Source organism: Clostridioides sp. LIBA-7602, assembly GCF_056688945.1.
In genome coordinates this window covers 257,654-271,395 of the sequence record NZ_CP196991.1, presented here as the reverse complement: position 1 = coordinate 271,395, position 13,742 = coordinate 257,654, and the positions used below count along the sequence as shown (strand labels likewise).

General features: G+C 29.8%; 9 protein-coding genes, 1 pseudogene and 2 riboswitches. Of the genes and pseudogenes, 4 read left to right on the top strand and 6 right to left on the bottom strand.

From position 1 onward, the window contains the following. Window positions 1-90 precede the first annotated feature (90 nt). Both uvrA and ACTG45_RS01595 read left to right on the top strand, forming a co-directional pair. A complete protein-coding gene (gene uvrA / locus ACTG45_RS01600; RefSeq protein WP_479919670.1) occupies window positions 91-3,519 on the top strand; it encodes an excinuclease ABC subunit UvrA in 3,429 nt (1,142 codons plus the stop codon). A gap of 189 nt (window positions 3,520-3,708) precedes the next feature. Beyond that, complete coding sequence (locus ACTG45_RS01595; RefSeq protein ID WP_021382615.1) at window positions 3,709-4,542, top strand: serine aminopeptidase domain-containing protein; 834 nt, start codon at window positions 3,709-3,711, stop codon at window positions 4,540-4,542. 336 nt (window positions 4,543-4,878) lie between these two features. Here ACTG45_RS01595 and ACTG45_RS01590 read toward each other — a convergent pair whose 3' ends face one another. Beyond that, window positions 4,879-5,445, bottom strand: a complete 567-nt coding sequence (locus tag ACTG45_RS01590) for a chromate transporter (RefSeq protein WP_021382648.1) — start codon at window positions 5,443-5,445, stop codon at window positions 4,879-4,881. Further along, window positions 5,442-6,008, bottom strand: coding sequence for a chromate transporter (locus ACTG45_RS01585; protein ID WP_479918769.1), 567 nt, complete (start codon window positions 6,006-6,008; stop codon window positions 5,442-5,444). Before ACTG45_RS01585 ends, ACTG45_RS01590 begins: the two co-directional genes overlap by 4 nt. 112 nt (window positions 6,009-6,120) lie before the next feature. Between ACTG45_RS01585 and ACTG45_RS01580 the strand changes: the two genes are divergently transcribed. Next, window positions 6,121-6,993, top strand: coding sequence for a LysR family transcriptional regulator (locus tag ACTG45_RS01580; RefSeq protein ID WP_044212096.1), 873 nt, complete (start codon window positions 6,121-6,123; stop codon window positions 6,991-6,993). A gap of 151 nt (window positions 6,994-7,144) precedes the next feature. Here the strand turns inward: ACTG45_RS01580 and ACTG45_RS01575 are convergent, their stop codons facing one another. Then, window positions 7,145-8,536, bottom strand: a complete 1,392-nt coding sequence (locus tag ACTG45_RS01575) for a metallophosphoesterase (RefSeq protein ID WP_479919669.1) — start codon at window positions 8,534-8,536, stop codon at window positions 7,145-7,147. 512 nt (window positions 8,537-9,048) lie between these two features. Next, a riboswitch (cyclic di-GMP riboswitch) is annotated at window positions 9,049-9,145 on the top strand. Window positions 9,146-9,198: 53 nt separating this feature from the next. Here ACTG45_RS01575 and ACTG45_RS01570 point away from each other — a divergent pair. Next, window positions 9,199-9,375: a hypothetical protein gene (locus tag ACTG45_RS01570; protein ID WP_021382611.1), complete on the top strand. Its 177-nt coding sequence runs from the start codon at window positions 9,199-9,201 to the stop codon at window positions 9,373-9,375. Between the two features lie 305 nt (window positions 9,376-9,680). Here the strand turns inward: ACTG45_RS01570 and guaA are convergent, their stop codons facing one another. The 3 genes and pseudogenes from guaA to larB all read right to left on the bottom strand — a co-directional run bounded on the left by guaA (window position 9,681) and on the right by larB (window position 13,609). Then, window positions 9,681-11,216 (bottom strand): glutamine-hydrolyzing GMP synthase, encoded by a 1,536-nt coding sequence (guaA, locus tag ACTG45_RS01565; RefSeq protein WP_021382647.1) that lies wholly within the window; start codon window positions 11,214-11,216, stop codon window positions 9,681-9,683. 220 nt (window positions 11,217-11,436) lie between these two features. Further along, a riboswitch (purine riboswitch) is annotated at window positions 11,437-11,538 on the bottom strand. 59 nt (window positions 11,539-11,597) lie between these two features. Beyond that, a pseudogene (larC, locus tag ACTG45_RS01560) lies at window positions 11,598-12,781 on the bottom strand (nickel pincer cofactor biosynthesis protein LarC). A gap of 87 nt (window positions 12,782-12,868) precedes the next feature. Further along, window positions 12,869-13,609, bottom strand: a complete 741-nt coding sequence (gene larB / locus ACTG45_RS01555) for a nickel pincer cofactor biosynthesis protein LarB (RefSeq protein WP_021382633.1) — start codon at window positions 13,607-13,609, stop codon at window positions 12,869-12,871. Window positions 13,610-13,742: the final 133 nt, after the last annotated feature.

The following is a 13,742-nucleotide window of genomic DNA, read 5'->3' as shown; positions in this document are numbered from 1 at the left end:
GAATTAAAACAATCCCAAGAAAAATTTAAATTTCCCTTGAATCTAACACCATGTTAGGGTATATTATGCATTCAGAGAGGTGAAGAATAAATGAAAATAAACAATTATAAAGAACAAAGTATTATTACAAATCCTAGAATATTTGAAAATGAATATCAAAATTTACCAAATACTCCAGTAGAATTATTAAAAGTAGTCCAAAACCTAGTAATTCATGGAGACCAGGGAAAACTATATGGTATAACCTTTAATATGCAACAAGCCGATGAAGAATTACTTCGTACAATTCCTCAAATGTTAAAAAGAATATTTGAAATAGATTCTAACTCACTAACTATTCCAAGAAAGCCAAAACAGAGATTAGTTGGTATGTGCAGAGACTACTCTTTACTTCTTGTATCTTTCCTAAGATATATAGGTTTTGAAGCTAGAATAAGAGCAGGTTTTGCTAATTATTTTGAAAGTGAGCTTCCTTATGAAGACCACTGGCTTGTAGAATACTATGATATGGTAACAAAAAGGTGGATAAAAATAGATGCACAAATAGATAACATACAAAAAAATTATTTTCACATTAATTTTGACACTCATGATGTCAGAAAAATAGATGGGTTTTTAACTGGCTCAGAAGCCTGGATAAGTTGTCGACAAGGCCATACTCACCCAGATGACTTTGGATATAATAAAAATTGGAAAGGTTGGCACTCCATAAAGGGTACCCTTCTACATGACTTTAATAATATGATTGGTTTGGAATTGCTTCCATGGGATTTATGGACAGAATTAAGTTCTAAAAAATACAATCAATTAACAAGAGCAGAAAAAAATTTGTTAGATGAAATGGCAGAGATATTATCAAGTGGCAATATAAAAATAGAAGACCTTAATTTGTTAATAGAAAAATTACCTGAAGATTATTTGACATCAATCTTTTCTCAGTTAAAAATGTTAGGTATTTCGGAAACAAAAGAATTAGGTAATCCTCTTGAACTAGAAAAAAAATTCAAATTTACCAAAGCAATAAATAAACCAATTAAAAATTCACTTTGTCACAATAAAAGTTCTATTTATTTAAAAGGAGGAAGGCAAAACAATTTAAAAGATGTTGAGGTTACAATTCCAAAGAATCAAATAACTGTTATTACAGGTGTAAGTGGTAGTGGAAAATCCTCTTTAGCTTTCGATACGATTTATGAAGAAGGAAAAAGACGTTATTTTGAAAACCTAAGTAATGGAGCAAAACTTTCAGAACATCTTCAAAAACCTGAATTCGATTTACTTCAAGGATTAACTCCTACTATAGCTATTGAACAAAAAAAAGGAAGCCAAAATCCTCGTTCTACAGTTGGTACTCTTACAAGCATTTGGGATTACTTAAGAATGTTATTTGTATCAATTGGAAAAAGTTACTGTCCATATTGCAAAATTCCATTAGAAAAAAAGAATACTACAAAAAATTATTGCCCACATTGCCAAACTATTTTTTCTAAGATAAATACTTCAACTTTCAATGCTAATTCCCATACTGGAGCTTGTCATGATTGTAATGGATTGGGTTTTACCTATCAAGTTAATCCTCAATTAATTGTAAAAGACCCTACTATTTCAATATTGGATGGAGCTACTTACTACTTTGGAAAATTGAGGGGGAAAAAGCCAAATGGTAATTGGATGGTAGGTGAATTATATGCAATCGCAAAAGATAAAAATATCGACCTAGATATGCCTTGGAATGAATTGCCAAGAGATTTTATAGATGCAATCTTATATGGTACAGGTGATAAGATATATGAATTTAGCTTTGAATCAAGGGGGCGAGAATCAAAGATTAAAAGACCTGCATCAGGGGCAATCAACCACATTCAAAGACTTTTTAGAGAATCCAGTTCTCAAAATAATGCCTTACATCAATATATGAACAAAATTCCTTGCCATACATGTGGTGGTGAGTTGCTATGTATTGAAGCTAGATTCACTACAATCAAAGGTTATCGCTTCCCTGAATTAACAAAAATGACGATAGAACAGTTGTGGAATTGGTTGTGTGAATTACCAAATCAACTTCAACAAAATGAGATATCTTTGGTAAATGATATATTAACAGAATTAAAAATTCGAGTTAGTTATCTATTAAAGGTAGGTCTTAGCTATCTATCAACAGATAGAACAGCTCCAACCTTATCTGGAGGAGAGCTACAGAGAGTACGATTATCAAGTCAGCTAGGAAGTGAATTAGTAGGCTTAACCTATATTCTAGATGAACCATCTATTGGTTTACATCCAAGAGACCATAATCTAATCATCAAAACTATAGAAGAGCTAAGAGATAACGGTAATACTGTTATAGTCGTGGAACATGATAGGGATACAATACTGGCTGCTGATTATATTATTGATGTAGGTCCAAACGCTGGTACAAAAGGTGGCTTCATTATTGCAGAAGGTACAACTCAAGAAATTATAGAAAATCCAAATTCTATAACAGGCAAATATCTGAGTACATCCAATAAAATAAGTTCAAAAAATAATGTTAAGCCAAGTAAATGGTTAAACTTAAAGGGATGCCATGCAAATAATCTAAAAAATATTGATGTAGAAATTCCCTTAAACTGTATGTGCTCTATTACAGGTGTTAGTGGTTCTGGTAAGAGTTCTCTTGTATTTCACAGTTTACTTCCTGCTTTAGAAGAAAAATTAAACCAAAAATCTATCCCAAATAAAAACTATACCGAACTTACTGGATTTGATACTATTGATGATTTTATCTTAATGGACCAAACACCTATTGGAAAATCTAGTCGCTCTACACCTGCTACTTATATCAATATCTTTGATGAAATTCGTTCTCTATTTGCTAAAACTTCACAAGCAAAACAACAATTATTGGATGAAAGCCATTTTAGCTTTAATAGCAAAAAGGGGCAATGCCCCAACTGTCAAGGATTAGGAAAAACAAAAATTATTCTACAATATATGGCAGACCAATGGGTAACTTGTAGTGAATGCCAAGGTAAGAGATATCAAAAAGAAATACTGTTTGTACAATACAAAGGAAAAACAGTGGCAGATATACTTGACATGGAAGTAACAGAAGCAAAATCATTTTTTAGTGATTGTCCTGATATATATAGAAAACTCTCCCTATTAGATGAAGTGGGACTTGGCTATCTAAAACTAGGACAAAATACATTAGGATTAAGTGGAGGAGAATCTCAAAGGATAAAATTAGCAAAAGAATTAGGAACAAAAACTAAAAAAAGAATGTTATACATATTAGATGAGCCTACTACTGGACTTCATTTTAAAGATATAGAGAATTTGCTAATTACTTTTAAAAAACTTGTAAATGAGCAACATTCACTTTTAATTATTGAACACAATACAGAAGTTATATGTGCTTCTGACTGGGTTATCGATATAGGTCCAGAAAGTGGAACAAATGGAGGAGAAATCGTTGCTTCAGGAACGCCTGATGAAATAAGAATAAATCCAAATAGCATTACAGGACATTTTATATAAAATTAAGGTATTGCGAATGAAACTAGAAAAAATTGAAACATAAAATTAGCAGTTATTATGAAAAAATTATTACTGTAGCTACATAAGAAAAGAGTTAACTTTAATATATTGCTGTGATAAAATATGACTAACCTATAAATTAGATTCTAGAAATCATTATATTTTTGTAATATAAGGAAAGGAAACCAAATGAATTGGCAGCATATAAAAATACCAAATGGAGATATAAATATTTTTTGTAATTCATTCATCACTGGAAAATCATCTATGAATATTATTGTTACGCATACTCCCATTGTTACTACACTTGAGATGCAAAAAGCCTATGAACCACTTACTCAATATAATGTAAATATCTTCGCTTTTGATTTTTCAGGAACAGGGAGAAGTGATGGAAATGAAAAAGATTTCTCTCGGAATTCAATTGTAAAAGACTTAGATTCTGTTGTTACATATATAGAAGAAAATTACTCTTCTAACATACATCTATATGGAAATACTGGTATTGGTGGTATGTTTGCCCAATATTATGCATGTTCAAACAATAAGCTAAAAAGTTTTGCTCAGTTCGCTTGTGTTGATTATAAAAATACGACAGGAGTAGGTTATCCCTATCCAATTGTTAAATTATTGAACTTTTTTCTCAAATATCTCCCTAATTTCCATATAACATTAAAACCTCCTAAGTATGAAGGTTATAACGAAGTCTATGATAACGAATTTTATAAAGTATTGGAAAAGAAAAATCCTCATATTTGGAAAAATAGTACAAAAATGATTAGCACCATGTTAGAATGTTTTGTTGCACAAGATAGTACAATAAAAAATGGAGTTAATATACCCACTCTTGTCTTCAAAACACTTCATGACAGATATTTTAAAATACAATATTTTGATAGTTATTATAATTCTTTAAAATGTAAGAAGAAGCTTATTGAAATTGATAATGTTCATAATAGTTACTATTTAGACAGTGATAAATTTTGTCGAGAAGCATATAATTGGTTTTTAGAAAATCAATAATGTGTAGGATTATGTTACTAAGTAAATATTATATTGATGGTCAATACACCTATTTTAACATTAAGTATTGATATATTAAACTCAAATGAATTCTTGGAATAAACAATTATATCTATAGCTTAATTTAATAATATCTATTCAAAGAAAAATCATTTCTTGTATGGTAAATAATAAATCTAATCTAAAGACTATGTAAGTTTTAGATTGTCTTTTCAAATCTTCTTAAACGTCTGAATAGCCTTACTCTATTGGCTATTTGGACATTTTTATTATTGATTGACATGTGCCAAAACTCACCCAAACACGGAACTTGTATAATGTGTTTGAGTGATGACATTATAAATAAAAAAGCACTCCCACTATACCACTTATTAACATAATTACTATGGGATTAGTCTTCCATTTACGCACTATAAATAACATAACACAAAATATTACTAGTGCAATCCAATTTAACGTCTTAAATATGGAATTAAAACACATTGTACTCGTCCCAAATAATGCAAGGATTATAATTGTGGCGGCAGCTGAGATAATTAAACCTAATGATGCTGACTTTAGACCGTTTAATATTTCAAATATATAGGTAGAATTTTGGTGCCTTTGAAAAAAATTATATAAAAATAGAGATATTACTACCCCACATAATACACAACCTAAAGTAGCCGCAACTGCTCCCCAAAAACCTCCAATTTGAAGCCCAACAAAAGTAGAAGTATTAACAGCTAATGGTCCTGGTGTCATTTGCGAAATAGTTATAATATCTGTAAACATTTTCTCACTTATCCATCCAGTTTGATTTACTACTTGCTCTTGAATTAAAGGTATTATTGCATAGCCACCACCAATACTAAGCAATCCTATTTTCAAAAATATAAAAAATAAGTTCCAAATTGTATTCATTTATTTTCCCTCTTCTTGTAAAAAACTCGTATTACACACATAAAGCAACAAACAACTAATATGAGAGCTACATTTATACCCATCACAAAATTTGCAAAGAAAGCAATAGGTATCATAGCTGATAAGAATAGAGAACGTTCTTTTAGTATCATAGAACACATATCAATAATCAAATCTACGATTAATGCAGCAACACCAGCTTGCATTCCTTTTAATACTGCAGCAACAATAACATTGGAGATAAAAGTTGTGTAAAATACTGATACTAATCCAAGAATAGCAAGTGGAGGTATTATAGCAGATATACAACTAATAACAGCTCCTAAAGTACCTGCTACTCGATAACCTGCCAAAGCAGATAAATTGATTGCAATTGCTCCAGGAGTTGATTGTGCAACTGCCGCCATACTCATCAAATCATCCTCTGTAAAGTATTGCTTCTGTTTTACAAAATAACGTCTAACCATAGGTACAACTACATACCCCCCTCCAAAAGTGAATGTGCTAATGAATAAATTGATAGTTAGAAGCCAAAAATATGGTTTTTTGCTTTTCTTCAAAATCTACCTCCTTCTTCCTTCTCTTATTTAGTATATCTCTTGCCCTTCAATCTGTAAAATGATAGAATTTAATAGAATCAATTAATTTTATTCATGTCTAGTGAGGATACTTATTATGAACATACGATATTTAGAGATTTTAGAGGCAATTGAGCAAACAGGAACATTCACAGGTGCTGCAAAAAAATTACATATCACACAATCTGCTGTATCTCATGCCATAGCTGAACTTGAACAACAGGCTGGCACAGCACTATTTGACAGATTACCACGAGGAGTATGTCTGACTCGTTGCGGTATTTCTCTTTTAGAAGAAGCACGCAGTATACTAACCGCTTGTCGCAATTTAGATAAGAGAATTAGCCATTTAGAGGAAAGTACACCTATAAATATTGTATCTAGCATTACAATTGCTTCTTTTTTACTTCCTCCAATTTTAAGTCGATTAGAGAATTCATTTCCATCTCTTAAAGTGAATGTACGTGTTGAAAGTGCTAATTCAGCTATGGATATTTTAAAAAATGGAGAAGCCGATATAGCTTTTTGGGAAGGCACAGAACCTCAAGGGGCATTCCGTACAATTTTATTAGGTTCGTATAAATTATGTGTTGCATGTGCTCCAACTTTTCCTTTATCAGAACAAGTAATATCTCTACACCAATTATGTACGTTTCCATTGTTGTTACGTGAAAAAGGAAGTGCTATTCGTGATACTTTAGATAGTGTATTATCTCTTTCCAGCCAAAAGGCTTATCCCGTTTGGGAAAGTGTTAGTTCTTTTGCACTTATTAAAGCTGCAGAGGCAGGGTTAGGTATAACCATTTTACCAGAAAACTTATTATCAGATTCGTTATTACATAATAAATTACGATTGGTTAAATTAGATGGAATAGATATGGAAAATAAAATGTTAGCAATCTTACATAAGGATAAAAATATCACACAACCTTTGAAAATAATATTAGACAATATAACCAATATACTCTAGTTTGAAAATTTGATTTTTTAACATCAATTTTTGTTAAATGGAAAAAGTGTGTACTATTCTTTGATATTGTGATATTTTAATTATCACCACTCTTTAGAATAATACACACTTTATTTTAGACATCATCTAAACTAAAATAAGACGAGAGTCTCTATTGTATATGTTTTAAATTAATAATATATTCTTTTTTACCTTTCTCAACTCTAAACTTATCATTTTTATTAGGATAAATAGTCACAACATTATCTTTATACTCTGATTCATCACATTTTATATTAAGTGGCATAATTTCAGATTCTTCACATAGATAGGTAATAGGCTTATCTTTGTTCATTACAACAACCTGTACCATACCATCACCTTTTGGAGATGATATATTTCTCCATTTATATCCTACTGTTTTATATATATCCTCTGCTGGTGTCCCAGATTTAAAAACATATATTTTATCCCATTCAGGAGTCGTTACTTCTGATAGTCTTATTTCGCTCTTACCTTTACTGATTTTATTAACTGAAGAAATGAACTCTCCAAATTTTTCATCTTCTTTATTTTTTTCAAATTTAACTAATTTACTAGTTTTGTCAACCACATTCCATTTGTCATTATTTTTCTCTAATTTAAAGTTAATCTTAGAAATACATTCCCCATGTTTACCTGGTTCAGTAACTATAACATTTTCTCCTGATTTATTTTTATAATCATGCTGCTCAATTTGGACATGATTATGTCCAGCAACTATAGCATCAATTCCATCAACTTGTTGCGCTAAGTCTTGTATTCTATTTCCTGGGTTTCTAGGTTTTTTGGGTTTTTCGCCTGTATGTGCAACCGCTACTATGATGTCAGGTTTCTCTTTTTTCATTATACCAACCCATTTTTTAGCATCCTCTACCAAATCATTCATATACAATTCACCATTATATCCTTCTTGGTCTTTTAACTCTAATGATTTAGAATCTACAAGCCCTCCATCTTTCCATTGTTTTCTCTCTCCAACTTCTTTTATAGTAAGCCCTAAAATTCCAAGTTTTACATTTCCTTCAGGTGTGTTAATGTTTTTTATTATGTATGGTTTTGTATAATTATCTCCATTTTTCTTATAAGTATTTGCTGATAATATATTTATTTTTTGTTTTTCAAAATCAGATATCATATTATCTAAATAGAATTTATTATTAGCTATGAATTCATGATTTCCAAGAACTGCAACATCATAACCTACTTCTTTCATATCTCTTGCAAGAGGTGTCTCAATATAACTCTCAGTGTTATTGTCACTGTTTTTATATCTAGCACTAAAATAATCATCCATACTGCTACCTAATGCCTGTCCACTATCAAAAAAATCTCCAGCATCTACCAAAGTTATATTTTTATCTTTTTCTCTTTCTTCTTTTACATAAGAAGTTAATTCATAAGGTATAACACCATGTAAATCAGTAGTCGCTAACACATTTATTTCTGTTGTTTTCTTTGAGGCACACCCAGACATCAGTGCTGCAAATAGAAAAGTAACTACTATAATTATTTTATTTTTCATAATCCCTCCATCTTCTAAAATATTCATTTTAATATATTAACTACCAAATTATTCTATAGTATTAATATTAATACATTATGTACAGAAAGCATATTTATTTTCATATACATAAAATGTTAAAAATTAAAAAACTAGATAACTTAATCTCTAGTCTTTTTTATCTTATCTTACTTAATACCATTTTCAACATTATCTGACCTTTGCTAATAAGTATAATTTATATGCTTATTACTGTCAAGTTTACCTCATCTCCTCTACAATATATCCCAAAGTTACCTAATTTCTCTCTACTTAATTTATTAACTACTTCTATTTGCTTCAATTTATACCATCTTCTTAATTTAATAATAGAAGCTTTTTAATAGAAAAACTACAGGCAAAATTTATCATAATCAACACATCTGGTCTGTTTTTTGAAGTAAAATAACATTCATATGCATAAATTTATTCAATTTTCAAATAATCATGTTGAATAATAAGTAATTCTGTTGTATTATTGTAGTTGTAGAATAAAACTAAATCGGCAAAACTAGAGAAATTTAGTGACGCAAAGCTATAGGGACTAAGACTTATAAAATAAGTTATAGGTTATGTCAGCCAGTTGCCAAAAAGATATAATCTTTTTGTTTTTCATGAAAGTTTTTTAGGGGGATAAATATATTATGTTTGGAGATAAAATGGATAGATGTACACATATATTGACTGCTTATATTGGTAGTCCATATGATTATTGTGATTTTATAGATACACAGCTAGATGATTTTATACTAGAGTACGGAGAAAATGTGGTAGAATCTTGCCTACATCAAGTGATGATATTGGTAAGTAAGTATAATTAGGTAGGTTTTGTTTTCTAGAAAGACCTTTTTAGTTTTATCTACATTTAAATAATCTTATAGTAAAAAATTTAAATATCATATGTTAGTTCTACTACAATTAAACTTGGTCAATATCGAAAAAAATCTGGACGAGTTTATTACAAGTTAAATAATGATGAAATCGAAGAAATAATAAAATAACTTGAAAATCTATTATTTAAATAAATTTGATTAATGTAGATAAACAAGTCTAGGTGAGTTTATTATTAGATAAATTTAAAAAGCTATAAACCTTGAAATCACAAGGTTTATAGCTTTTTTATTTATTATTCCCATTCAATAGTACCTGGTGGTTTAGAAGTTATATCATAAACTACTCTATTTACTCCATCAACTTCATTTATTATTCTATTAGAAATTCTTTCTAATACATCATAAGGCATCTTGTACCAGTCAGAAGTCATTCCATCAGAAGAAGTAACTGCTCTTAAACCAACTAAATAAGCATATGTTCTTTCATCTCCCATAACTCCAACAGTCTTAACATCTGGTAATGTTGCAAAAGCTTGCCATATTTCTCTATATAGACCTGCTTTTCTAAGCTCGTCCATATAAACAGCATCAGCTTCTCTTAATATATCACATTTTTCTTTAGTTACATCACCTATAACTCTTATTCCTAGACCTGGTCCTGGGAAAGGATGTCTAAATATTAATCCTTCTTCTATACCAAGCTCTAATCCTATTTTTCTAACTTCATCTTTAAATAACTCTCTTAATGGCTCTACAATTTCTTGGAAGTCTACATCTTCTGGAATTCCACCAACATTGTGATGAGACTTTATAGTAGCAGCATTTCCATGCCCACTTTCTATAACATCTGGATAGATTGTTCCCTGAACTAAGAAATCCATTTTTCCTAATTTATTTGATTCTTCTTCAAATACTCTTATAAATTCTTCACCTATTATTTTTCTCTTAGCCTCTGGCTCAGAAACGCCCTTTAACTTAGATAAGAATCTATCTTCCGCATTAACTCTTATTAAATTTATATCAAATTTCTCTCTAAATATTCTTTCTACATCATTTCCTTCATTTTTTCTAAGTAAACCATGGTCAACAAATATACAAGTTAAGTTGTCCCCAATTGCTCTATGAATAAGAACTGCAGCAACAGAAGAATCAACTCCTCCACTTAAAGCACATAAAGCTTTTTTATCACCTATTTTTTCTTTTAATTCTTTTATTTTATCTTCTATAAATGAATCTGTAGTCCAGTCACCTTTTACCTTACAAATATTGTATAAGAAATTTGTAAGTATCTTATCGCCTTCCAAACAGTGTTCTACTTCTGGATGGAATTGAACTCCATATAAGTTTTGTTCTACATTTTCCATAGCCGCTACTGGACAATCGTTAGTATTTGCAACTATATTAAATCCTTCTGGAACTTTTTCTATTAAATCCGTATGACTCATCCATACACTATTTGTAGTTATACCTTCAAATAATGATGATTTTCCATAAGTTATAGCTGTTTTTCCATATTCTTTTTCTTGTTTATTACCTTTTCTTACAACTCCGCCTAATACATGAGACATTATTTGAATCCCATAGCATATTCCAAGTATTGGAACTCCTAGTTCAAATATCTCTTTTGATATTGTTGGTGAATCTTCTAAATATGCACTATTTGGTCCACCAGTAAATATTATCCCTTTTGGATTTTTTTCTTTTATTCTTTCTATGCTTGCAGTACATGGAAGTATTTCACAATATACGTTGTTTTCTCTAACTCTTCTAGCTATCAACTGATTATATTGTCCTCCAAAATCTATTACAAGTACTAATTCATGTTTCATAAATTTACATCTCTCCTTGTATAATATAGTTTTTATATATTTATTTTAACACAATACAGTCTAAATTATATTAAATCTTTTTACACAAAAAACCTGTATAGTAACTTCCATAATTTCTAACAAAAGTGAAATTACTATACAGGCTTCCAAAATACCTTTATCTTATAGCCAACACATAGGGAGTATAACTCAGCCTACACATTTACTTAACTAGGTCTTTTGGTATAATAATTTCACTCATAGTCAAGATATTTACGGTATCTTGGTAGAGACTCTCAGACCATATTTCTGAGCATATACGAGTGAGTTTATATTTTATATATTTTTTTCTGTTTGCTTTTATTTAATAAAGCTGAGTATTAATTTATCAAAATTTATTGCTTATGTCAATAAGTTTTCACTAAATTCTTCTTTTATTCTAAAATTTATATCAGCAAACACTTTTTTTATAGGAATATCTTCATTTTTTGCTATAGTTTTACATTCATTATATTCTGGAGTAGCTTTGACTAGTTTATCTTTATAATACCCTAATTTTACTGTGACCACTCCATATTTTGTATCCAATTTTACAAATTTTCTCTCTAGAATTTCTCTATTGTATGCATTATATCGCACTCCAAAAGTACTAGTTTCTAAAAGTAATATTTTAATAAATTTTTCTAAATCTGATTTATTACATAAAATAGATACTTTTGTTGCAGGTCTATTCTTCTTCATATAGATGCTCTCTGTATAAATATCTAACGCTTTCTCATCTAATACTTTTTCATACAAATAAGAATAGATTTCTGAAGACATATCATCAATGTTTGCACTAATTTCATAAATTAACTCTTCTTTTTTTTTTCACCTAATACAGTTCTTAGCATGTTCGGCACTTCAAACTTTTTATGACCTATTCCATATCCAATTTGTTTTGGAGAAAATTCAAACTCATCTACAAACTCATCACACAAAACTTTTATGATTGCAGCTCCTGTTGGAGTTGTACATTCCCCTTTTACATTATTTAATTTAATTGGTACATCTTTTAAAATTTCCATAGTTGCAGGTGCAGGTATAGGTATAATTCCATGTTCACATTTTACAAATCCTGAACCTACAGTCACTGTACTGGCACAAACTTTGTCTACACAAAGTAAATCAACTAATATAGAAGCTCCTACTATATCTACAATTGAATCTATAGCCCCTACCTCATGAAAGTGTATCTTATCTATCGTAGTTCCATGAACTTTTGCTTCTGCTTCTCCAATTACCATAAATATTTTTTTTGCTTTAGATTTTACATTTTCATTTAGACCACTTTCATCTATAATCTCAAATATATCCACTAAATTTCTATGTGTATGCGTTTCTTTTGTAATTACTTCTACTTTTGTACCTACTATTCCATTCTCATTTTTTGAGCTGATGTTTATATTAAATTCATCGCTCATATTTAGTTTATGAATTTCCTCCAGAAAAATTTCCTTAGGTACACCTAAATTTAATAAACTTGCAAGGGTCATATCCCCTGATATACCACTTATTATATCAAAATAAAGTATTTTTTCACTCATATATGTCTCCTTAATTTTAACAATAAAAATATAATAGAAATTAGATTTTATTACGTAATTTATGTTTAATTTATATCAATATATTTATTATAATTTATTTATCATTGCTGCTAAATATCCTGCTCCAAATCCATTATCAATATTTACAACAGATATCCCAGATGCACAACTATTTAACATAGCTAGCAATGCTGCTAACCCTCCAAAATTTGCACCATATCCTACAGAAGTTGGAACAGCTATCACTGGAACATCAACCAATCCTCCAACTACACTTGCAAGTGCACCTTCCATTCCTGCAACAGCTACTATTACCCTAGCACTATCTATTTTGTGTCTTTTGTTTAAAAGCCTATGTATGCCTGCCACTCCTACATCATAGATTCTATCAACATCATTACCTAGAAATTTAGCTGTATAATATGCTTCATCTGCTACTGGTATATCAGAAGTTCCCCCTGTAGCAATCACAATTTTGCCTTTTCCTATATTCTCTATATCATGGTTTTGAATTTTAAGAATTTTAGATAATTCTTCATACTCAGCATGATTATAGATTTCTTTAATTTTTATAAATGTATCTTTTCTACATCTTGTCCCCAATATATTGGAGCCTTTTTGATTCATTTTATCAATAATTCCTAAAATATGCTCGTCACTCTTTCCTTCACAATAAATAACCTCTGGGTATCCATTTCTTAGCTCTCTATGATGGTCTATATTTGCATATCCAAGGTCTTCATATGGTAAATCTTTTAATTTATCTAATGCAACATCTATATCAATGTTCTCATTTTTAACTTCTTCAAGCAACTTTCTTAAGTCCATACTCTCGCATCCTTTTTAATTTTAATTTTTTATCTAATAACAATTATACCTCAATTAATATTTATGTAACATTACTTATACATAAAAGAACTATTCCAACTTAGAAATTAAAACTAAGTCAGAATAGTTCTTT

Coding starts and splice junctions, on each gene's coding strand:
- uvrA (WP_479919670.1), top strand. CDS start 91: ATGAAAATAAACAATTATAAAGAACAAAGTATTATTACAAATCCTAGA.
- ACTG45_RS01595 (WP_021382615.1), top strand. CDS start 3,709: ATGAATTGGCAGCATATAAAAATACCAAATGGAGATATAAATATTTTT.
- ACTG45_RS01590 (WP_021382648.1), bottom strand. CDS start 5,445: ATGAATACAATTTGGAACTTATTTTTTATATTTTTGAAAATAGGATTG.
- ACTG45_RS01580 (WP_044212096.1), top strand. CDS start 6,121: ATGAACATACGATATTTAGAGATTTTAGAGGCAATTGAGCAAACAGGA.
- ACTG45_RS01575 (WP_479919669.1), bottom strand. CDS start 8,536: ATGAAAAATAAAATAATTATAGTAGTTACTTTTCTATTTGCAGCACTG.
- ACTG45_RS01570 (WP_021382611.1), top strand. CDS start 9,199: ATGTTTGGAGATAAAATGGATAGATGTACACATATATTGACTGCTTAT.
- guaA (WP_021382647.1), bottom strand. CDS start 11,216: ATGAAACATGAATTAGTACTTGTAATAGATTTTGGAGGACAATATAAT.
- larB (WP_021382633.1), bottom strand. CDS start 13,609: ATGGACTTAAGAAAGTTGCTTGAAGAAGTTAAAAATGAGAACATTGAT.